Annotated in this window: 19 protein-coding genes; 18 read left to right on the top strand and 1 reads right to left on the bottom strand. The window is 36.5% G+C overall.

Features of this window, described 5'->3' with window-relative positions:
- Positions 1-69: 69 nt before the first annotated feature.
- The 16 genes from RV04_RS01685 to RV04_RS01610 all read left to right on the top strand — a co-directional run bounded on the left by RV04_RS01685 (position 70) and on the right by RV04_RS01610 (position 19,723).
- Entirely contained in the window at positions 70-672 is a 603-nt protein-coding gene (locus RV04_RS01685; RefSeq protein ID WP_071856842.1) for a class D sortase, read from the top strand.
- Positions 673-687: 15 nt separating this feature from the next.
- Positions 688-1,533, top strand: a complete 846-nt coding sequence (locus RV04_RS01680) for a hypothetical protein (RefSeq protein ID WP_071856739.1) — start codon at positions 688-690, stop codon at positions 1,531-1,533.
- Positions 1,534-1,548: 15 nt separating this feature from the next.
- Positions 1,549-2,346 (top strand): YveK family protein, encoded by a 798-nt coding sequence (locus RV04_RS01675; RefSeq protein WP_071856738.1) that lies wholly within the window; start codon positions 1,549-1,551, stop codon positions 2,344-2,346.
- 28 nt (positions 2,347-2,374) lie between these two features.
- Positions 2,375-3,136 carry a CpsD/CapB family tyrosine-protein kinase gene (locus RV04_RS01670; protein WP_071856737.1) on the top strand — a complete coding sequence of 254 codons (762 nt, stop codon included), beginning with the start codon at positions 2,375-2,377 and terminating at the stop codon, positions 3,134-3,136.
- Positions 3,137-3,142: 6 nt separating this feature from the next.
- Positions 3,143-3,907 (top strand): tyrosine-protein phosphatase, encoded by a 765-nt coding sequence (locus RV04_RS01665; RefSeq protein WP_071856736.1) that lies wholly within the window; start codon positions 3,143-3,145, stop codon positions 3,905-3,907.
- Positions 3,908-3,931: 24 nt separating this feature from the next.
- The gene (locus tag RV04_RS01660) at positions 3,932-4,648 is read left to right on the top strand and encodes a sugar transferase (protein WP_071856735.1); all 717 of its coding nucleotides are present in this window, start codon (positions 3,932-3,934) and stop codon (positions 4,646-4,648) included.
- Positions 4,649-4,661: 13 nt separating this feature from the next.
- Complete coding sequence (gene cps2T / locus RV04_RS01655; protein WP_245791026.1) at positions 4,662-5,858, top strand: beta 1-4 rhamnosyltransferase Cps2T; 1,197 nt, start codon at positions 4,662-4,664, stop codon at positions 5,856-5,858.
- Positions 5,859-7,016, top strand: a complete 1,158-nt coding sequence (locus RV04_RS01650) for a glycosyltransferase family 4 protein (protein WP_071856733.1) — start codon at positions 5,859-5,861, stop codon at positions 7,014-7,016.
- Positions 7,017-7,021: 5 nt separating this feature from the next.
- Entirely contained in the window at positions 7,022-8,116 is a 1,095-nt protein-coding gene (locus RV04_RS01645) for a polysaccharide pyruvyl transferase family protein (RefSeq protein ID WP_071856732.1), read from the top strand.
- Complete coding sequence (locus RV04_RS01640) at positions 8,109-9,248, top strand: glycosyltransferase family 4 protein (protein WP_071856731.1); 1,140 nt, start codon at positions 8,109-8,111, stop codon at positions 9,246-9,248. The genes RV04_RS01645 and RV04_RS01640 overlap by 8 nt, the downstream gene beginning before the upstream one ends.
- Positions 9,241-10,227, top strand: coding sequence for a nitroreductase family protein (locus RV04_RS01635; protein ID WP_071856730.1), 987 nt, complete (start codon positions 9,241-9,243; stop codon positions 10,225-10,227). Before RV04_RS01640 ends, RV04_RS01635 begins: the two co-directional genes overlap by 8 nt.
- A 24-nt stretch (positions 10,228-10,251) precedes the next feature.
- The gene (locus RV04_RS01630) at positions 10,252-11,682 is read left to right on the top strand and encodes a lipopolysaccharide biosynthesis protein (protein WP_084405486.1); all 1,431 of its coding nucleotides are present in this window, start codon (positions 10,252-10,254) and stop codon (positions 11,680-11,682) included.
- 75 nt (positions 11,683-11,757) lie between these two features.
- Positions 11,758-12,879: a hypothetical protein gene (locus RV04_RS01625; RefSeq protein WP_071856728.1), complete on the top strand. Its 1,122-nt coding sequence runs from the start codon at positions 11,758-11,760 to the stop codon at positions 12,877-12,879.
- 27 nt (positions 12,880-12,906) lie between these two features.
- Positions 12,907-14,073 carry a nucleotide sugar dehydrogenase gene (locus RV04_RS01620; RefSeq protein ID WP_071856727.1) on the top strand — a complete coding sequence of 389 codons (1,167 nt, stop codon included), beginning with the start codon at positions 12,907-12,909 and terminating at the stop codon, positions 14,071-14,073.
- Positions 14,074-14,094: 21 nt separating this feature from the next.
- A complete protein-coding gene (galU, locus tag RV04_RS01615) occupies positions 14,095-14,967 on the top strand; it encodes a UTP--glucose-1-phosphate uridylyltransferase GalU (RefSeq protein WP_071856726.1) in 873 nt (290 codons plus the stop codon).
- 379 nt (positions 14,968-15,346) lie between these two features.
- Positions 15,347-19,723 carry a VaFE repeat-containing surface-anchored protein gene (locus RV04_RS01610; RefSeq protein WP_071856725.1) on the top strand — a complete coding sequence of 1,459 codons (4,377 nt, stop codon included), beginning with the start codon at positions 15,347-15,349 and terminating at the stop codon, positions 19,721-19,723.
- Between the two features lie 57 nt (positions 19,724-19,780).
- On the opposite strand, the gene RV04_RS01605 is transcribed toward RV04_RS01610, so the two are convergent.
- Positions 19,781-20,212 (bottom strand): DUF2922 family protein, encoded by a 432-nt coding sequence (locus RV04_RS01605; RefSeq protein WP_071856724.1) that lies wholly within the window; start codon positions 20,210-20,212, stop codon positions 19,781-19,783.
- A gap of 257 nt (positions 20,213-20,469) precedes the next feature.
- Between RV04_RS01605 and RV04_RS01600 the strand changes: the two genes are divergently transcribed.
- Together RV04_RS01600 and RV04_RS01595 are read left to right on the top strand one after the other, a co-directional pair.
- Entirely contained in the window at positions 20,470-21,036 is a 567-nt protein-coding gene (locus RV04_RS01600) for a VanZ family protein (protein WP_071856723.1), read from the top strand.
- Positions 21,037-21,124: 88 nt separating this feature from the next.
- Entirely contained in the window at positions 21,125-21,724 is a 600-nt protein-coding gene (locus tag RV04_RS01595; protein WP_071856722.1) for an alpha/beta hydrolase, read from the top strand.
- Positions 21,725-21,767 lie beyond the last annotated feature (43 nt).

Raw genomic sequence — 21,767 nt, 5'->3', positions numbered from 1 at the left:
TCTCGCTTGAAGAGGGTTGGGGTGACTATTGTCACCCCGATCATCTTTCTAATTTGCGGTTATTCTTTGATGTATGTGATAGGGAAACCTGTGATCCAATTCGTGACTTCTTCTATTCAATTGTTTCTATTGACAGATACTCCCGAGTTTCAGGCGACAGAGCAGTCTTTTACCGCTGTAGATAATCAATCTGTCAAAACCAATGACAATAATGAGTTGCCATCGAGCGAGGTCGATTACCCCGTTGGTGGTCAGCTATATGGGAAAGTAAAAATAGAGAAGTTAAAAATGGATGTTCCTTTATATTTCGGAGATACCGATGAAATTTTACGAAAAGGTGCCGGCCAATTTATGGGTTCGGTCTATCCTAGTGAGATCGGGACGTCGTTGATCGGTGGTCACAATGTCGATGACTTCGGCAAATTGGGTGCAGCCCAAGTCGGTGACGAGATCGAGATCCAAACGACTTACGGAAATTATACGTACCGCATCACCAAATTAGATGTACGCAATAAAAATGATAAAGAAATCAATGACATGATCTATCAACGCAATGATCGCCGCTTGATTCTATATACATGTTATCCACTGGATAGTTTAGGATTGACCGATGAACGATTGTTTGCCATCGGAGAGTTTGTCTCTGGGCCGATGATCAATGCAAACGAGTAGGAGGAAAGCCCCAAGATGAATCACAGAACACGAAATATACCGCGGTGGATCTTAGCGTTTATCGGGTCTTTGCTCCTGTTTGCATCAGTTGCTCTGATCTGTATCCGCTTGACCTTGTTCAATCAAGACTTTATGATCCGTCAAGTCCATACGACCAATTACACCGCAACAGTCCGCAAAGACTTGACTGACAGTATCCAAGACGTCGGTCGGGGCAGTAATATCCCACCAGATGTATTGGCTGACGTAGTCTCTGAAAAGACGATCGCGACCAATGTCGACAATTACATTCGTAGTATCTATAACGAAGTGCCTTTCAAGATCCAAGGAGAGGACCAGTTGAAAGAGAAAATCTTGACGAATGTCCACCAATACGCGCAACAAAAAAATATTACGGTCGATGATACGACCCAAACGAATATCGAGAACCTAGCCACGAATGCGGCGAAGAATTATTCTTCGTTCATCGAAATTCCTTATCTATTGAGTTACGGCCAAAAAGTCATGGCCTTCCAATCAGCATTGACCCTGATCTTGATCATTATGAGCGTGGCCTTTTTATTTGTCTTTATCGGGTTGATTTTGATGGTCCGCATGAGACACCAAAGAGTCCGTTGGGGCAGCATGCCGATCCTAGGCGCTGGACTGATGCTTGTCGTATTACCAGCAATTATTTATTTTAGTGGCGTCATCAATCATTTAGGTATCTCATCAGAAGGTTTGTATCGCTTCGTGACTCGTTACATCACAGCGTTTGACTTAACGTTTGTCTTTGCTGGAGCGATCTTGATCGTCCTAGCGAGTATAATGATCCTAGTCAGTGAACGGATGCGTACCAAAAAATTACATAAGAGTTACTAATGAAGGGAAATGACTATGGAAGAAACAATCAGCTTAGAAGAATTATTCCAAGTGCTTAAGAAAAAGGCGCTACTTATTATTATGATGACGATTGCTGGGATCGGGATCGCAGCAGGCGTGACCTTCTTCTTGATCACACCCAAGTATGATTCTGCCGCCCAATTGATCGTCCAAAATTCGCAAAATGATGCCGCTAATACCAATCTGCAAAACGACATCAACGGTAATGTGCTAATGATCAATACCTATAAAGACATGATCAAAGGCGATGTCGTGATCGATGCCGTCCAAAAAGAATTAAGCGACAAATATCAATACACTTATAGCAATAGCGAATTGAAAAGCATGATCGAAGTCGAACAGTCACAAAATTCACAAATGTTCCAAATCGTGGCGACCTCACCAGAGCCAAGAAAAGCGGCCACGATCGCCAATACGACGGCGATGGTCTTTGAACAAAAAGCCGAAGACGTCTTAGCAGTCAATAAAGTAACGATCACCTCAAAAGGCGTCGTACCCTCAAGTGCGGTCTTTCCAAATAATAAATTAAACTTATTGATCGGAGCCGTAGTTGGTTTGATGATCGGTGTGGGTCTAGCCTTCTTGATCGAACTACTGGACAAGACGGTCAAAGATGAACGCTTCATCGCGGAAGTCTTAGAATTACCGATCTTAGGTCAAGTCTCAGAAGTCAGCAAAAAAGATTTAGCCAAATCACGTATAGAACCAACCGGAACTGACCACGCATCACAAACGGAACAACCTGTCAGTCACAATCGCAAAACAACGCCCCGTCAACGTCGTCGGGTCTAAGCGATAACTAAAAGCGAGGAGTAGTTAGATGGCCAAAAAAAATAAAGGCATCACGCCTGTTAATCTGATCGCTGCGATCAATCCTTTTTCCACCGCAGCGGAGCAATACCGGAAGATCCGGACCAATATCGAGTTTTCTTCTGCCGATAAAAAAATCAAATCACTCGTGGTGACGTCATCAGGTCCTTCTGAAGGCAAGACCACGACAGCTGCGAATCTAGCAGTGGTCTTTGCGAATGCGGGCAGTAAAGTCCTTTTAGTCGATGCCGATCTTCGTAAACCTAACGTCGCACTGAGCTTTCGGGTACCAAATGTCAATGGCCTAAGCAATTATCTGACCGAAGCCAATGCGGTGAGTGATAGCTTCTTATCTACACAGACCACTGATAATGCCTACTTAGCTCAAGGAGACAATCAAATCGGTAGTCGCTTAGTTGAGACGGAGATCGAAAACCTCTACTTATTCCCAAGTGGTCCGACACCACCCAATCCATCTGAATTATTGGCCTCAAAACGAATGCAAGAACTGGTCGATACCTTAGCCGAATCTTTTGATCTCGTGATCTATGACATGCCACCAGTCGTGACTGTGACCGATGCTCAGATCGTCGCGGCCTATGTCGATGGCACGATCCTAGTCATCCGAGAACGCAAGACCAATAAGCAAGCAATCCTTGAAGCCAAACACTTACTAGATATGGTCAAAGCAAAAATCATCGGTGTCGTCTATAACGGTAAGAAGCAAGGGGAAGAGTCTTACTATTATTATGGCACAGAAGGAACGAAGTGAAGTTAGATGATCGATCTACATAGTCACATTTTGCCAGGAGTCGATGATGGTGCGACGACAATATCAGATAGCCTGGCGATGGCAAAAAAAGCCGTCGACCAAGGCATCACCCATCTGATGTGTACGCCCCATCATAACAATGGACACTTCAATAATCCCGCAAGTACTGTCATCCCCGCCGTTGATCGCTTGCAGCTAGAGCTAGATCAACGGGGGATCGACCTGACCTTACTGGAAGGGCAGGAAGTTCGATTAACAGAATACTTGTTAGCAGAGATCGAACAAGGCGAGATCTTGTTTACCGATCTGAATAACACCTATCTCTTAATCGAATTTCCCACCAATGAGATCCCGGAATATGCCGAGCGCTTGTTTTACCGGTTGTTGAGGCTCGGCCATACCCCAGTGATCGTTCATCCCGAGCGCAATGCTGGCTTTCGAGCTGAGCCGAATCGCCTGATCCCCTTTTTGGAGATGGGGGTTTTGACACAATTGACCGCACCAAGCATCGTCGGAATCTTCGGTAAAGACATCAAAAAGACCGCCAAACAAATGCTCGAACATGGGATGTTGTACATGGTGGCCTCTGATGCACACAACTTAAAACAACGCTCGTTTTATTTAAAAGAAGCATATGCTGAGATCAAAAAAATGGGTGGTCGAAAAATGGTCGCTGCGATGGATCAAATGGCGCGCGATCTGGTCAATGGCGATCCGGTCACACGCCCGGTCTATCAGGAGATCAAAGCGACACGCTTTAAATTTTTCTAAGTAAAAATGATTGGGGGGTTAATAGTGAAAAGTGAAAAGACTTTAGTGGATGATACGATCCTAGAAAATACATCTTTCCCAAGTGAAGGCACCGCTCGTTTGATTTGGTTAGACAAAGCCAAAATCAAACGCCAAAGAGTCTACGACTTTGGGAAGCGACTCATTGATATCATGCTTGCCTCATTGGGAGTGATCTTCATCTCACCGGTCTTCTTATGGGTAGCGTATAAAATAAGAAAAGAAGAACCAAAATCATCAATCATCTTTGCCCAACAACGAGTTGGTCGTGATGGAAAGATCTTTACGATGTATAAGTTTCGCTCGATGTGTATCGATGCCGAAGCAAAACTAGCTAGTCTGTTGGATCAAAATGAAGTCGAAGGTGCGATGTTCAAGATGAAAGAAGATCCGCGAGTGACCGAGATCGGCAAATTCATCCGCAAGACCAGCCTAGACGAATTGCCACAATTGATCAATGTGATCAAAGGCGATATGAGTCTGATCGGTCCACGACCACCGTTAAAACGAGAAGTCGCAGAGTACACGCAGTATGACATGCAACGTTTGTTGGTCAAACCAGGCTGTTCAGGCCTATGGCAAGTCAGCGGCCGAAACGATGTCCACTTCAATGAGATGGTGGAATTCGATATCGAATACATCCAAAAACGAAGCATTCGTTATGATCTCTCATTGATCGTAAGAACGATAAAAGTAATGATAAAGCCAGATGGGGCGTACTAGGGGAGTTATGTTTGTGAAGGAGCAAAAGCAACAAGTGTATATTATTGGGTCAAAAGGGATTCCCGCAAAGTACGGCGGATTTGAAACGTTTGTTGAAAAATTAACCGAATATCAAGTAGATAAGAACATCCAATACCATGTAGCGTGCATGACTGAAAACTCAGCCAAATCAGGAATCACTGAAAAGCACTTTGAGCATAATGGCGCAAAGTGCTTTAATATTGACGTTCCTAATGTCGGACCAGCCAAAGCGATTTATTATGATATTGCAGCGTTGAACTATGCAATAGCGTTAGCGAAGAAAAATCAAGATAAGCAACCAATTTTTTATGTTTTGGCTTGTCGGATCGGACCATTTATCGGAAGCTTAAAAAGTAAAATCAAGGCATTGGGTGGAAAATTATTTGTCAATCCTGATGGTCATGAATGGATGCGGGCAAAATGGAGCTATCCAGTCCGTCGCTATTGGAAATATTCAGAACAATTAATGGTAAAACATGCTGATCTGTTGATTTGTGATAGTAAAAACATTGAAAAATATATACAAGAAGATTATGCACAATACAAACCAAAAACAACCTATATAGCATATGGGACAGATTTAGAAAAGTCTAAGTTAACCAAAAGTAGTCCTGAAGTCAACAATTGGTATCAAGCAAAAAATATTCAACTAGATAATTATTACTTAGTAGTCGGACGATTTGTACCAGAGAATAATTATGAAACAATGATTCGTGAATTTATGAAGTCTGATACGAAAAAAGATTTTGTTTTGATTACGAACGTAGAAAAAAATAAGTTCTATGAAAAACTAAAAAAAGAAACCAATTTTGATCAAGATCCACGAATAAAGTTTGTTGGTACAGTCTATGACCAAGAATTATTAAAATTCATTCGTGAGAATGCGTTCGCCTACTTACATGGACATGAAGTAGGGGGAACCAATCCATCATTATTAGAGGCATTAGCTTCAACTAAAGTAAACTTATTATTGAATGTAGGCTTCAATCTAGAAGTAGCTGGTGATGGGGCTTATTACTGGGAAAAAGAAGAATTACATAAAGTAATTAATAAATTTGAAAATATTTCGAAGAAAGATCGCGCGATTTTAGATAATAACTCTTTACATCAAGTTCTTCGATATTTTAGTTGGAATCTAATTATAAAATCATATGAATCACTATTAGTAGGTGTGAACGGAGAAAATTAAGTGAAAAAAATTCTTTACTTACATGCTGGTGCAGAAATGTATGGAGCAGATAAGGTTCTTTTAGAGTTAGTCTCTGGGATAGATAAGAGTAAATTTGAGTGCACAATAGTATTACCTAACGATGGGGTTTTAGTTAAAGCTATGAAAAAAAAGGGGTTAAATGTATCAATAATTCCATATCCCATTTTACGTCGAAAGATTTTCAGTCCAATCGGGATAATTAAATATGCTTTTGAATATTTTAAATATAGTTTGATGTTAATAAAATTGATAAAAAAATATCAGATAGATATAATCCATATCAATACTACAGCTGTGTTAGAAGGTATTCTAATTAAAATAATTACTCGAAAAAAAGTATTATGGCATGTACATGAAATAATCACTCAACCCAAATTTATTTATAAAATAATTTCATTCTTAGTTAATAAATTTTCTGATAAGGCTGTTGCAGTATCTAAAGCTACTAAAGAACATTTAATAAATAGTGGACTAGTTGATAGAAAAAAAGTATCAGTTATATATAACGGCGTAGATGGGGAAGTATATTCACCGTTTAACCCAATTGATTATCTTTATAGTGATTTTAATATTCCTACAGACAGCATTGTTGTGGGAATGATTGGAAGAGTTAATTCATGGAAAGGCCAAAAAGATTTTATATTGGCTATGGAACCTTTAATGAAAGAAAATAAGAAAATCTACGCTGTTTTAGTAGGTGGGGTATTCGAGGATGAATATCATTTTATGGATGATCTAAAACAAATAATTCAAAATTCAAAATTTGAAGAAAGATTTATTGTTTCAGATTTTCGAGATGATATAGCTAATATTCATAATTTTTTTGATATATTTGTGTTGCCTAGCACTAGCCCGGATCCTTTACCAACGGTTGTTTTAGAATCCATGGCATCAGGTAAGCCAGTTGTTGGGTATAGACATGGTGGAGTAACAGAAATGGTAGTAGAAAATCAAAATGGATTACTGGCAAATCCCAACAGTCCTAAAGATTTGGGAAATAAAATCCAACAATTAATTATAGATACAAATAAAAGAAAAAAATTTGGAGAAAATTCCCTAGAAAGACAAAAAAAATTCTTTGATAAGAAAATGTACATTTATAACTTTGAAAATAAATATGGAGAATTGGAAGGCTAAAAGAAATGAAAATTGGAATACTAACGCATCATTATGTAAAAAATTTTGGAGCCACTCTACAAGCTACTGCACTATATGAAACAATAAAAAAAATAAATCCAGATGCAAAAGTAGAGTTCATAAATTACACTATAAAAAAACATAAATTTAAAAACGTAATTCGCTTTTTTCGATACAGGTATGATAGAGATACACCTAAATCTTATGTTGAAAAATTAAAACTTCTGAATTCTCATAGAAAAGATGAAAAAAAATTACCTCGTAGTAAAAAAATGAAATCAGCTGAAGATATTAATTCAGAAAATTATGACCTTATTATAATTGGTAGCGACGAGGTGTGGAACTTTAAAGACATAGCCTACTCTCCAATAAAATTTGGTTATGGATTAAAAAAAACAAAGGTAATTACATATGCAGCTAGTGTTGGTGATTCAAGCATTGAAGATGAGGTGCCGAAAGAAGTAATGGTAGGAATAAATTCATTAAATTCTATTTCTGTAAGAGATAAAAAATCTTTAGAATTATGTTTTGATACGGGTCATATGGCTACAAAGGTTTTAGATCCAGTATTTATTTATGAATTTCCCCAAATAAATCTATCAGAAAATAACTTTGATAAAGAAAAAAAAGATTATATTTTAATATATGATTGTAGGATAACTAATGACCAAATTAATGAAATAAAAAAATTTGCGAAAAAAAAAGACTTAGATATTATTGGGGCTGGAGAACATCGAAAATGGTATTCCTATGATAAAACTAATGTAACTGCTCTAGAATGGGCAAGTTTGTTTAAAAAGGCAGCTTTTATTATTACTGGAACATTTCACGGGGCATCTTTTTCTATAAAATACCGTAAGAATTTTATTGTTTATGCTACAGAAAATAATAGAATAAGAAAAGTAAGTTCCTTGTTGCAAGATTTAAATCAAAGAGAACGTATTATTACTCCTAATTCAGATTTCAATAAGCTTCAAAAACTATTAAATACTCCAATAGATTATAACCAAACAAATGAGATATTAAATCATAAAATAAATGAATCAATAGCATATCTTAAAAATAGCATAAAGGATGATGAGAATATAAAATATGTCTAAAATATTATTTGTTCGAACGGTACCATACGAATTAGATTTTTCAAAATATAATGTTCAAGCTTTAGGGCTAGGTAAAGAATTAGTAGATAATGGACATAATTTTGATTTTTTATATTTCCCTTATTTAAAACGTAAAAATAGAGAAGAAATAATTTATAAACATGGTAGTAATGAATTAAAAATAATACAACATAAAGGAATACGTTTTTTTCGAACGGGGTTTTCCTATAACACGTTATCCAAAAAATTTTTAAATCAATACGATTTAATCATTTGTTGTGAATATAATCAATTGATGTCGTACTTTATATCTAAAAGACACAAGAATACTGTTATTTATTCTGGGCCTTATTATAATCTATTTATGATTCCCGCTCTATCAAATCTCTATGACAAAATTTTTGTAAAAAAAATTAATAAAAGCGTTAAGAAGATATACGTTAAATCCGAACTTGCAAGAGAATATTTGGAAAATAAAGGATATATTAATATTGAAACTATCGGAGTAGGATTAGATATTAGTAAGTATAATGATGTAAAAAAAATATCTGATGAAGCAAAGGATATCCTTGCTTATTTAAATAATAACGATAATGTATTGCTTTATGTGGGGGCATTAAGTAAACGAAAAAACTTTCCTTTCTTATTGAAAGTTTACAATGAAGTTTTTCAAAGAGAAAAAAATATTAAACTTTTAATAATAGGAAAAGGCAATAAAAAATATGTAAGTGAAATTTTGGATAACTTTGATAAAGAAGTCTTAGAAAATATTAAAATAGTTCCAAGTTTATCAAATGAACAACTTAGCTATATTTATCCTAAAGCAACTTTATTCTTACTTCCATCAATTAATGAAATATTTGGAATGGTCTTACTAGAAGCTATGTATTTCAATACTCCAGTAATATCAAGTAAAAACGGAGGATCAACAACAGTAATAAAAAATAATTATAATGGTTTTGTTATAAATGAATTTGATGAAAAAAAGTGGGCAGATACTATAATTGATAATATAAAGAATAAGCATAAATTACTTGAATTAGGAAAAAACGCAAATCATACAGTTGTTAACAATTATTTGTGGAAGAATATTTATAAAAAACTTCTGAACGGAGATGATTCATTTGATTAATAAGAATAGTAAGTACTACAAAATTATAAAAAAAAGTATTAATCCATTTAGACTGAAAAAAATTTATAACCATGATTTTAAAACTTTTAAAATTAACTCATATGAGTTAAATAGAAATAAAAGTTTTAATAATGTTCGAGGAGAAATTACATTTTTATACCATGCATTGGAAAAGGGAATGATACATAAAAAACTGAGATTAGGGTATGGTAAAGAGAAAATAAATAAAATTATGGATTTGATTGATTATTCAATCAAGTCAAATTTCGATTTGAATGATGATCGTATTCAAACCGCTATATCAGTTCTTAATGAATATGTGCGTTTGCATGAGAAAAATAATTATGATGTTTCTTATATAAAAGAATTTTTATTGTTACATGAGCTAAAAAAAGATACTTTTACTGGCGGAATAATTGAGGAATCTAAAGAAAATATACTGAGGAATGTAAAAGGAAACTTTGAAGACTTATCATTTAGTAGGCATAGTATTAGAGAATTTACAACTGATCCAATACCCAAGGAACTGATTGAAAATGCTATTAGAATAGCTTCAAAGACACCTTCTGTCTGTAACAGGCAAGCTTGGAGTGTTACTGTAGTTAAAGATAATTCATTAATAAAGGAATTAATGAAAATTCAATCTGGAATAAATGGTATGGCTGAAAATATGAATACATTAATAGCTATCACTACAAGTTATGAATATTTTGGGAATATACATGAGAGAAATCAAGCATTTATAGATGGTGGGCTATTCGCAATGAGTTTACTTTATGCATTAACATATTTGGGTGTAGGTACATGTGCTCTCAACGCCAACTTAAGAATATCTGATGAAATTACAGTAAAAGAAAAATTAGGTTTATCGAATGCCGACAATTTAATAATGTTTATTGCAGTTGGTCATTATCAAGAAACCGTTAAATATCCTAAATCTAATAGAGATTCAGTGACTAAAATTGTTAATTTTATATAAATACTATAGTTTTGGAGAATTTGTATGTTAAATCAATTTAGAAATGGTTTTTTTTATACAGTATTAGGTCAGTATGGAAATATGATAATAACTTTTTTAATAAATATTGTGTTGTCAAGATTATTAACACCTTCTGATTATGGAACAGTTGCAGTGGTATCTGTATTTATTATTTTTTTTCAAATGTTAGCGGATATGGGGATTGGACCTGCAATTATACAGAACAAAGAATTAGATGAGCTAGAAATAGCTAAAATATTTAATATTTCTGGCATATTTTCTTTAATTTTATCAGTTATTTTTTTAGGAGTAGGATATATTCTCTCTGTAATTTATAAAAATGAAATATATATAACTTTATCCCGAATATTAGCTATAGCTGTGTTTTTCTATTCTATTATAGTTGTACCCATGGCAAAACTAAAAAAAGAAAAGAATTTCAAGATGATTAACATATCACTTATTATTTCTTCACTGATAGGAGGAAGCATAGGTGTCACTTTTGCATTACTTGGATTCGGGGTCTATTCTTTGGTTATTAATAGCGTGATTTCTTCTTTAATAAATTTTTTAATTTTACTAAAAAAATCAAAGCTTAGGTTAACAAAAATTGTAGATTTTTCACCATTAACAAAAATATACGGCTTTGCTAGTAATCAATTCGCATTTAATTTTTTTAATTATTTTTCTAGAAATATAGATAGTTTTTTAATAGGCAAGTATATTTCTCCAGCAGCATTAGGTAATTATAATAAATCTTATCAATTACTGATGTACCCAGCTGCTGTATTCAATGGAATAATAAACCCTGTGTTACAACCTATTTTGTCAGATTATGAGGAAGATGTTGAGACAATTAGAGATGTTTATTTTAATTTAGTTCATATATTATTGCTTTTCGGAATGCCTATTTCTATTTTTATGTCTTCGTGTAGTCAAGAGATAGTATTTTTCCTTTTTGGACAACAATGGATAGATAGTATTTTTCCTTTGAAAATGTTGTCATTAACAATCTGGATTCAGGTGATAAATATAACCACTAGTGCCATTTATCAATCTCGTAATAAGACAAAATACTTACTTTTGAATGGCATACTATCCTCTCTTATTATTGTAGGATCAATTTTATGTGGTTTGTATTTTAAAAATATTCAAGCAGTATCTATTTCCCTAGCTATAGGTTTCTTTATCAATTTTTTGTGTTCTATAAGTATATTATTATATAAAGTATTAGATTCAAAATGGAGTAGCATAATTTCTTTCTTTATTTCTCCAATCATAATTTCCTTTTTTATTTTTATGGCACTATTTATTTTTCAATATCAATTTAGTTTTTTAGTAAGTAATAACTTCTTGTTATTGCTTATCCAAGGAATTATATTTATAGTTGTTTTATTTACAGGATTCCTGTTAACTAAAGAATATCGTTATATTCTTAAATTTTTTAAAAGATAATTTAAAAATATGTATTACTACCCCATTTGTTGACAATTAGTATAATAAAAATTTAGTAAATAAGAGGAGAATTTGATGAAGATTTCCATTAACAAAAATACATTCCTTTTTTATATTGGGGTTTTCTTACTCATATTATCCAGTACCTTTATAGTTAATATTGATAATAAATTATTTTTTTATACAAAAGTAATAGCATATGTATTTTTTATCTTGAACTTTTTTTTGGAAAAAAAAAATATCAGAAATATTCTTAATTTAACTATCTTTTTTTTAGTATGTCTATTAGCATTCTACCTAAATAGAAATACTGATATAATCACGTTTGCTTTAGTAGGTATTAGTTGCGTATCTGTAAATTTTAATAAAATTATTATTATCCAATTGTTTTCAAAAATTCTAGGAATATTTCTAACTTTAATCTCATATGCCTTAGGTTATTCTAAAGATGTTATTATGATGAGAGAAAATGGTCAAATCAGGCATTCAATGGGATTTATACATCCTAATTCGTTCGCTACTCATGTTGCTTATGCTTCGCTCATGTATTTTATTATAAGAAAAAAGAAGATAACGCAATTTGAATTATTTATAATATCGGTTTTAAATGTTATAGTTTCCCAAGTAACAGGAACTAGGACAAGTTTATTTGTAATTATTTTAGGAGTATTGCTTATTATTTTCTCTAAATTAGTTAATAGTAATTTTTTTAGTATTTTTGATAAGATAAATTGGTTTTATTTATTTGGAGCTATTTCTATAATTTTTAGTATTTTTTATACTCAACATTCTAATTTAATCTATTCGATAGATGCATTATTTAGCGGTCGCCTTAGACAGGCATCATTTTTTTTATACAAATATGGTCTATCAATTTTTGGTCAATTTATACAAACAGGGCAAGAAAATACAATCGGAATTGAAAATGGTCGAATATATATATTAGACAATATGTATATCAAGTTAGTTGTACAATATGGATGTATTTTAACTGCTTATTTTATCGGTTATTTCAACTATTTAAGGAAAATATTTAAATATAATTTTATTATACAGATTTGTTTATTATTGTTGGCTTTGTATGGAGTATCTGAAAGCTCTCCGATAAAAGTAGAAACTAACTTCTTTTTATTTGGAATTGGAAACTGGGTTAAGTGTAGTGTATTTACTTTAAGAGAAAAGAAACTTGATATATAAATTAATTATTTAGCGAGAGGTTAACTTATGGAAATTTCAGTTTTTGGTTTAGGGTATGTTGGTTTAGCCAATACCCTATTATTAGCACAAAAGGAACAAGTAAAAGCATACGATATTGTTTCTGAAAAAATCGAGATGCTTAATAACAAGAAATCTCCATTGGAAGATAAAGAGATTCATGAATTTATGGAGCGCGATGATTTGAATGTTGAGTTTACGCAAGATTTTGAAGCTGCAGTCAAATTCGGCGATTATCTGATTATTGCAACACCAACAGATTATGATGAGAAGAAAAATTATTTTAACACTTCTACTGTAGAAGATGTGATCGAAAAAGCATTGGCGATTCGTCCAGATGCAACTTTTCTCATCAAATCAACTGTTCCGGTAGGTTATACAGATGAATTGAGAGAAAAATATGGCACAGAGAACATCATCTTCTCACCTGAATTTTTACGAGAAGGCCGCGCCTTGTATGACAACTTGCATCCATCAAGAATTATCGTAGGTGAATGTTCAGAGCGTGGGCAAGAGATTGCCAATATGTTTTTAGAAAATGCTTTAGATGAAGATGTTCCCGTTTTATTGGTACATTCTACCGAAGCAGAAGCTATCAAATTGTTTTCAAATACGTATTTAGCTTTACGAGTAGCTTATTTTAATGAACTAGATACATATGCGGAATCACGTGGTTTGAGTAGCAAACAAATCATTGAAGGTGTTGGACTAGACCCACGTATCGGTGATCATTACAATAATCCATCGTTTGGTTATGGTGGCTACTGTTTGCCTAAAGATACGAAACAATTACGTGCCAATTATGAAGATGTACCAAGTAATATTATTGGTGCGATCGTTGATTCAAATACAACCCGAAAAGATTTTATTGCGGAACAAATTTTAGCGAAAAATCCCAAGGTAGTTGGAATCTATCGTTTGACGATGAAAGCCAATTCGGATAATTTCCGCTATTCTTCAATTCAAGGAATTATGAAACGTTTGAAGACAAAAGGTGTTGAAGTTGTAGTCTTCGAACCAACCTTAGAAGATGAAGAATTCTTCCATTCAAGAGTAATCAAAGATTTTGAAGAATTTAAATTAGTCTCTGATGTTATCGTGACGAACCGTTTTGAACCAGAACTTCAAGAAGTTGAAGAAAAAGTCTACACACGTGATATCTTCAAACGTGATTAATCATTTATTGGAGGAGTTACTATGCAAAAAGTTCGTAAAGCAATCATTCCGGCGGCTGGGTTGGGTACCCGTTTCTTGCCGGCGACCAAAGCTGTTGCCAAAGAGATGCTGCCGATTGTCGATAAACCAACGTTCCAATTTATTGTAGAAGAAGCCAAGGCTGCTGGGATCGAAGATATTTTAGTCGTGACCGGTAAAGCCAAGCGTCCGATCGAGGATCATTTTGATGCAAATATTGAGTTGGAACAGAGCTTGGCCGCAAAAGGCAAGCATGAGTTATTGAAGTTAGTCGAAGAGACAACGGATATCAACTTGCATTTCATCCGTCAAAGTCGTCCGTTGGGCTTAGGCCACGCGGTATTGCAAGCGAAGTCCTTTGTCGGAAATGAGCCCTTTGTGGTGATGTTAGGCGACGATATCATGTTTGATCAAGTGCCGCTAACGAGACAGTTGATGGATAATTATGAGAAGACGAATTCTTCGACGATCGCCGTGATGCAGGTGCCACACGAAGATACCTCTAAGTACGGGATCGTTGAGCCGGAGTCACAACTGGGCAAAGGCTTATACAATGTGAAGAGCTTTGTCGAAAAGCCAAAACCAGCAGAGGCGCCAAGTGATCTGGCCATTATCGGTCGGTACTTGTTACGTCCAGAGATTTTTGAGATCTTAGAAAATCAACAGCCGGGCGCCGGCAATGAGATCCAATTGACGGATGCGATCGATACCTTGAACAAGACCCAGCGCGTCTTTGCTCATCAGTTTACAGGTAAACGCTATGATGTCGGTGATAAGCTAGGGATGGTCCAAGCCAACATCGAATTAGGTTTGAAGCATCCAGAAATCGGTCGTGATTTGCGGAAATACCTGAAAGAACTAGCGAAAGACTTATAAAAGATGATAGAAAATCAATCAACAAGCAGTTATATAACTGTTTGTTGGTTGATTTTTTTTGATAAATAAAATGATTCTTTTTTGGATTGATTTGGAGTATTAGACAGTATTTTCTTCTTTGTTCTACCCGCTGCAAATAACTTTAATAATAACTATTTTTTCTGATTATTTTAAATATTGATTTTATTTAGATATATAATGGTTGTTATTCGTTTTTTTATAAAATGATTTTGTTATTAGTTTTCAAATTTATAATATTCATGTTAAAATTGTTATTTGAAATAAATATTTTGTTGAAAATTGACGATTTTGTCGGGTGGAAGACTATTATTTCCGTGTTGCTTTGTAACTTTTGGATGATAGAAAGAAGGGAAAGAAGATGAAGAAAAATTTAGGGAAAGTACTACGAATTGTTTTGACGCTGATGATGGTCGTCAGTAATATCGGCTTTTTTAATATAAGAGCTGAAGCATTTGATGATAGTTGGGGAAAAGGAGGAGCATCTGCAGCAAGAGGTCAGTCGGCATTGGGCTATCGCTATACTTCTGCAGAAACTGAAACCAACTTAGCATTAAGTTTTGGGTCATATAGTACTGGCGGAAAAACTTTGGGACCTAATGCAACTGTTGGAGAGTCTTTTTACGCTTTTTGTATTGAGATGGGTATAGCTGTTTATATGGATAATCCTGTGGGTAAAAGTTCAGTGAATGATCCTGTAGCAGCATTTATAGTGGATCATTTTATCAATCGGGGCACACCAACTACTGGATGGGGTGAAAACAATCGTCTGGATCATGCAGCTGTGGGCATGTATTTCCGTGAAAAATATGAAATAAATAGGGAGGACTATAATAAGGCTAAAGCTAATCTTGATGATCGTACTGATTGGAAACAAATTAAAGATCGAATGGATTACATGGTAGCCTTTGCCAAAGATAAACTTGGTGAGTATACAGGTACGGTAACTTTAACACCAGATGAGAAAACTCAAACGGCGAAAGTTGATTTTAGTCTTCGTTCTTCATCTAATGTTGAGATGAAAAATATCGATGCCTATGATGTGACATTAAAAGCGACTAATGGAACATTTCAAAATAATTCGAACACACTTACTTTTAAATCAAATGCACAACCGAGTAATATAACGGTGACACCTACGAATACTGGTGAAGTGACTGTCGATATGAGTGTGAAAGGATTACCAGGAACGACGGTACAGCGATACAAATTTGAAAACGGGCAAGACTTCATGGTGGCTTTACTAGGTGATCGTCAGAATGTGACGGCTTCAAAAAAAGTCAAATTAATCAAACCATTCAAAATTGATGCGACTACGGAAACACCGCTACTATTGAAACAAGGTGATCAGTTAACAGACAAGATCACTGTTTCACTAGCAGGGAATACGACTTGGAGTAAGGTATTAGATAGCGATGAGAATGTCACTGCCAACTTAAAACTAGACTGGTATTATTCAGAGACGGACTATAAAGAGCAAAAAATCAATGTAGCTGATCTTGGAAATCATCCAGACATCAGCAAGTTGACGGATCAATCAGAAACGATAGCTGTGAATAAAGTAGGGACAGTTTCACATACGTCAGAATTAACTGCTGATAAGTATGGTTTCTACTATCCAGTGGTTCGTTTTGAACGTGCGGATCAAGGGGATAAACAAAATTATTTCACCGATGATGCGGATTTCCAAAAGCCGTTCAACGATACAAACGAACAGTCGCTTGTAAAATGGCAACCGAAAGTTGAAACAAAGAACTTAATGTTGAGTGAAGATGGCGAGACTTTTGAAGCAGGCTATCGATTACCAGCAACTGGTGGGACGGTCAAAGATCAATTAAAGGTGGATGACAACAAATCCGATCAAGAGCTTACGATCGTCAGTAAGTTATATGGTCCATTCTTGACGAAACCAGATTTCATTGAAAACAGTAACCAACATGATGGTGGTTCAGCAGTGGCTATCCCTAATGATGTCAAGCCGTATGCTACGGTCAAAACAACCATCACAGGAAATGGCACATTTGAAACACCGACTATTGAAATTGCTGAAGAAGACAAAGGTTGGTATGTCTGGGTCGAATCGATCGAAGGAACCGACTATACGGAACAATGGAACTCTAATTTCGGTAGTGATGATGAATATGTCTTGGTGCCATGGGATCCAAGTATCAATACAGAAGTATCGACGACTTCGGCACTTGTTGGTCAGCAAATCTACGATAGTATCAAAGTCACTGACTTGCCAGGGATGTGGGGCTTGCTAGGTGATGGTGACGGAAACATCGGTGATGAAAACAAGCACGCTGAACTAAAAGGGAAAGATCGTGATCCAAATACAGATGGCACATATAATATGCCAAAAGGCTGGGGTGAGAGTAAAGAAGATACAGCCTTGACTGCGACCTTCACGATGTATTATTCACCGGTCAAACCGACTAAAGGCGAAGTACCGGCTGATGCGATCGTCTTTGATGAAGTGACGGCGCCACTGATCTCTGGTGAGCTGAACACGAAAGAGTTCAAAGAATTTGATAAACCAGGATACTATACGATCGTCGTGACTGGTGGAGATAACGATGGCCGTGTGGCCGCATTCCAAACCGAGTATGGAGTGCCATCAGAGACTGTCCATGTCACGAAAAATGAAGGCTTCTACACCCAAGTCAATGCTGAAAAAGTGCATATCGGTGATCCGGTATGGGATACATTGACGGTAACAAAAGATCCAATCAATGAAGCCGAAGCAACATTCACGCTTTATAAATATAGTGATGATGTCGATAGCTTAGATTTTTCAAATCCAGAAAAAATCACTGAAACAACTAAAGTGATGACGATTACTAAAGCAGGAAACTATAAGTCAAATGCCAAAGGATATGGCTTAGAGGATCTAACGCTGGATGCGGCTGGGACATATGGCTGGGTCGCTGAAGTAACAGATACTAAAAATGGCAATACCTTATACAAAGGGGAACATGGCGAAGGCGGCGAAGTCTTCTCTGTGACTGATGTAGAACTTAAGACCAATGCCATCGATAAAGACACAGAGATGGATGAAGGTCTAGCCAATGAACGAGTAACGATCGTTGATACGGTTTCTTATTCAGGCTTGATCCCAGGAAAAGAGTATACGATCTCTGGTGAATTGATGGATAAAGCAACGGGCAAAGCATTCGTAACGAGTGACGGCGACAAAGTCACAGCGTCGAAAACATTCACAGCAAAAGAAGCGGATGGCAGTCAAACATTGGAATTCGTGGTCAAAAAAGGTGATCTAGCGGGTAAAACAGTCGTCGTCTTTGAATCATTGCAGTATGATAATCGCGAGATCGCGGTCCATGCGGATATCGATGATCAAGATCAAACCGTCAGCTATCCAAAAGTTGGCACGAAAGCAGCACAAGTCTCTGGTCTAGAAGATGAGTACATCACGATCAAAGACCAAGTTTCATATGAAAACTTACGACTAGGTAAATCGTATACAGTCAAAGGTGTCTTGATGAATAAAGCAACGCAAGAAGCTTTTGTCGTGAAAGATGAAAAAGGCCAAGACGTAACGGTTACTGGTGAAGCAACGATCCCTGAAGATCATGAAGGAAGTGGCATGATCGAGGTGGAATTCACCTTCCCACGTAGTGCCTTGACGGAAGATCTAGAGTTAGTCGTCTTTGAAGAGTTGTTCAATGTCGAAGGGAAATTGGTCGGCGAACACAAGGATATCGATGACGAAGAACAAACCGTTCGTCAGCCAGAGATCCGTACGAAAGCGACAGATAAAGAAACTGGGTCAAATGTGGGTCTAGCATCAGATGCAGTGACGATCGTCGATGAAGTCAGCTACAAAAACTTAGTGGTTGGTAAGACATATACGGTCAAAGGTGTCTTGATGGATAAAGAGACCGGCAAACCATTCTTGACACGTGAGAACAAAGAAGTCCACGCGGAGAAAGAATTTACCGCAACCCAAAGCAACGGAACAGTGAACTTAGAATTTGTGATCCAACAAGGTGATTTGGCTGGTAAGACGATCGTGGTCTTCGAAGATTTATATAATGAAGACAAGAAGATCGCAACGCATGCAGACATTGAGGATCAAGACCAAAGTGTTCATTATCCGAAGGTCGGGACACAAGCCGTTGAGTTGAGTAAAGATACTGATGAGACAGTCATCATCCGTGACATCATCTACTACGAGAATTTGATCCCAGGCGAAAGCTACACAGCTCGTGGTAAACTAATGATGAAAGAAGCGAATGAGCCATTTACTGTTTTAGGCAAAGAAGTGGAAGGTCAAGCAACGTTCGTAGCTAGCGATACAGGAACAGGCTATGTAACAATGGACTTTGCCTTCAGCCGTAAAGTATTGAGTAATGATGTGACGTTAGTTGTCTTTGAACGTGTCTATGATGCAAATGGTCATCTGATCGGTAAACACGAAGACATCAATGACGAAGCACAGACATTGAAGATCAAACAACCGACAGAACCGGAAGAACCAGGTACACCAGAAACACCAAGTACACCGGGAACACCTGGTGGAAGTTCAACTGGTGCTTTGCCAAGTACAAAAGGTGGTACGACATCTAATGGTAGTGGTGGAAGCAGCGGTAGTAGCGGCGGTACATTACCAACGACAGGTGAGCAAGTAATGGAGATCCTTCCTTACTTAGGCGCGTTGTTGATTATTGGCGCAGCAGCAATTTATTTCTACCAAAAACGTCGTCACGCAGAAAGATAAGTAATTACTAAGATCAACTAACGAGTAGGTACTTCCTACTTGTTGGTTGATTTTTTTTTAGGTAAAGCCGTAATCAAGCAGTCTCCTTTTCCGTTTTTTTGTTCCTAATAACTTGAGGAGTGTCAGCCATCTTTTGCTCAAGGATCTAATGGGGGATTTATCTATCTGGATATCCACTGGGGATAGAGTTTGAATCGGTGGTTCATTATCGCTTAAGTCGTGATCGACCGGATCTGTCAGATCAAAGATCGGTGTTTCGATCGTGGTCACGAGTTTGGCACGCAAAAGTTTTGCAAAGAGTAAGACACCCTCTTTTTCAAAGAGGTCTAATTGAGCGATCTGCTCACAGTAAGCCCGGAGCTGGCTAGGCGATAGACTAGGATCAACATCCGCATAGGTCCATTGGTGCTTTTTGCCGGTGCTATCTAAGAAAATCGCGACTAATTTGGTCGTGATCTTGTTTTGGATTGGATTATGGATCGCACGCATGATCGCTTCCTCCTATCATTGATAGCTTTAAGATAATCGCTTTTCCGGAAAAGGGCGAAGGCGAATCTTGCTAGCTTGGAAAGATATTGCTAGGAGAAGAACGGAGGAATGCGGGATGCAGCGTTACATCTAGCAAGATTTTACTGGTTGGCGAGGCTTTATTTTTAAGTGACTGTTAAGCTTTTCTTGGGAACTTAGGCTTTTTAATGCAGGGATAAGGTTCGTTTCGTATAATGGATAAAAAGGGGGAGTAGGGTATGAAAAAAATCATCGCCGGCATCGTTTCGTTGGTCGCAAGTTATGGGATGGTCTATTATTTAGTCATGCCGACTTTAGCCAATTATCCCCGTCTGTATCGAGTAGCACAGCGGTTTGAATATACGGATGAGGCTTTGTGGCTATTCATCTTCTTGAGTTTGTGGTTGTTCTACTGGCAATGGGAGCAGCGCAAAATGTGGAATATTTACTTGTATTTATTTTATAGTTGCTATATTTTATTGTTGTTCATCATGTTGTTCACCAAGGCGCGTTTGTATCATTCCTTCAATTTAAATCCGTTTGAATTGTATCTAAACAACAGCCAGCAAGTCAGTGAACTGATTTTGAACACCGGCTATTTTATTCCTTTGGGTTTTTTATATGGTTTTCGCGCAACTAAGGTCGAAGCAGTCGTGATTGCATTGGTCACGATCTTGGGCATCGAGACGATCCAGTATGTCTTTTATATCGGAACATTTGACATCTGGGATATCATCACCAATTTCCTTGGCTGTATGATCGGGTATTTTTTATGTCAAAAAGTTCGAACGAGAATCAGTGGTTAGCGTAAGCTGGCTGCTTTTTTTTAAAACAAAAAAATTGAATCCGTTATCGATACATGATAACTTACACTTAGTAAGTGAGGTGCTGGAAATGAAGTATATTTATCAAGCAGGCAAACCGGAGGGAAAAAAATTTATTTTGTTGCATGGCACAGGCGGCGATGAGACTTCATTGATCGACTTGGCCCGGTTGTTGGATGCGAAGAGTACGATTTTAGCTTTACGTGGTCAGGTGAAAGAAGATGGGATGCATCGTTTCTTTCGTCGAAATGGGTTGAATCAATTTGATCTAGTCAGTCTAGAAAATGAAACAGATCATTTATTGGAAGAAATCACTCGGATCAGCGAAGAAAAAGGCATCGCGCTAGCTGATTGGATCTTAGTCGGGTACTCAAATGGCGCGAATATCGCGGCGCATCTCTTATTGGAACGTCAAACGTCCTTAGCTCAAGGCATCTTTTTCCACCCGATGTCCTTAGGGGTCCACACCAAAGTTTTTGATCTCTCAGATAAAAAAGTCTGGGTATCTTATGGCGGTATGCGCGATCAAATCGTTAGTGAAGCAGCCTTTGATACGCTGACAGAGGCTTTTGATAAACGGGGTGCCGACCTAACTATCATGGAAACGAATAGTGGTCATCAGTTGTTGATGGAGGAAGTCCAGTCAGCAAAGGCATGGCTGAAAGAGTAGTGTTTCTGCTTTTTGATGTGGTAAAATAAGTCTATAAGGGGTG

Source organism: Enterococcus hermanniensis, assembly GCF_001885945.1.
GTDB classification, from domain to species: Bacteria; Bacillota; Bacilli; order Lactobacillales; family Enterococcaceae; genus Enterococcus_A; species Enterococcus_A hermanniensis.
This window is presented reverse-complemented; position numbering and strand designations above follow the sequence as displayed.